Source organism: Lapidilactobacillus dextrinicus DSM 20335, from assembly GCF_001436095.1.
Classification (GTDB): Bacteria; Bacillota; Bacilli; order Lactobacillales; family Lactobacillaceae; genus Lapidilactobacillus; species Lapidilactobacillus dextrinicus.
The window spans coordinates 1-1,683 of the sequence record NZ_AYYK01000012.1 but is presented as its reverse complement, the minus strand read 5'-3'; the positions used below and the strand labels follow the sequence as shown (position 1 = coordinate 1,683).

Genomic DNA, 1,683 nt, shown 5'->3' with positions numbered 1-1,683 from the left:
TTGAGAGTAGACCTCTCAAAACTGAACAAAGTTTCATGGCAGGTTCCGTTAGCTAATTGGCTTTAACCCCAATTAACCTTTTCCTTAGAAAGGAGGTGATCCAGCCGCAGGTTCTCCTACGGCTACCTTGTTACGACTTCACCCTAATCATCTGTCCCACCTTAGACGGCTAGCTCCCTTACGGGTTACTCCACCGGCTTCGGGTGTTACAAACTCTCATGGTGTGACGGGCGGTGTGTACAAGGCCCGGGAACGTATTCACCGCGGCGTGCTGATCCGCGATTACTAGCGATTCCAACTTCATGTAGGCGAGTTGCAGCCTACAATCCGAACTGAGACTAGCTTTTAGAGATTAGCTTGACCTCGCGGTCTCGCAACTCGTTGTACTAGCCATTGTAGCACGTGTGTAGCCCAGGTCATAAGGGGCATGATGATTTGACGTCATCCCCACCTTCCTCCGGTTTGTCACCGGCAGTCTCACCAGAGTGCCCAACTAAATGCTGGCAACTGATAATAAGGGTTGCGCTCGTTGCGGGACTTAACCCAACATCTCACGACACGAGCTGACGACAACCATGCACCACCTGTCTTAGCGTCCCCGAAGGGAACGTCCTATCTCTAGGATTGGCGCTAGATGTCAAGACCTGGTAAGGTTCTTCGCGTTGCTTCGAATTAAACCACATGCTCCACCGCTTGTGCGGGCCCCCGTCAATTCCTTTGAGTTTCAACCTTGCGGTCGTACTCCCCAGGCGGAGTGCTTAATGCGTTAGCTGCAGCACTGAAGGGCGGAAACCCTCCAACACTTAGCACTCATCGTTTACGGCGTGGACTACCAGGGTATCTAATCCTGTTTGCTACCCACGCTTTCGAGCCTCAGCGTCAGTTACAGACCAGAGAGCCGCCTTCGCCACTGGTGTTCTTCCATATATCTACGCATTTCACCGCTACACATGGAGTTCCACTCTCCTCTTCTGCACTCAAGTTTCCCAGTTTCCAATGCATTTCTTCGGTTAAGCCGAAGGCTTTCACATCAGACTTAAAAAACCGCCTGCACTCGCTTTACGCCCAATAAATCCGGACAACGCTTGCCACCTACGTATTACCGCGGCTGCTGGCACGTAGTTAGCCGTGGCTTTCTGATTGGATACCGTCACTATCTGGCCAGTTACTACCAAATACGTTCTTCTCCAATAACAGAGTTTTACGATCCGAAAACCTTCTTCACTCACGCGGCGTTGCTCCATCAGACTTTCGTCCATTGTGGAAGATTCCCTACTGCTGCCTCCCGTAGGAGTTTGGGCCGTGTCTCAGTCCCAATGTGGCCGATCACCCTCTCAGGTCGGCTACGTATCATCGCCTTGGTGAGCCGTTACCTCACCAACTAGCTAATACGCCGCGGGTCCATCCAAAAGTGACAGCTTACGCCGTCTTTCAATTAAAAACCATGTGGTTTTTAATATTATGCGGTATTAGCATCTGTTTCCAAATGTTATCCCCCACTTTAGGGTAGGTTACCCACGTGTTACTCACCCGTCCGCCACTCGTTTATTTTTAAATCAGTTGGTGCAAGCACCGCCTTCATTAAAAGCAAACTCGTTCGACTTGCATGTATTAGGCACGCCGCCAGCGTTCGTCCTGAGCCAGGATCAAACTCTCATATAAAAGTTTGTGACTCATAAATTA

General features: G+C 50.4%; 1 rRNA gene. It reads right to left on the bottom strand.

Annotated features, from left to right (window positions below):
- Window positions 1-88: 88 nt before the first annotated feature.
- Window positions 89-1,662: ribosomal RNA gene (locus FC84_RS06355) — 16S ribosomal RNA — on the bottom strand.
- Window positions 1,663-1,683 lie beyond the last annotated feature (21 nt).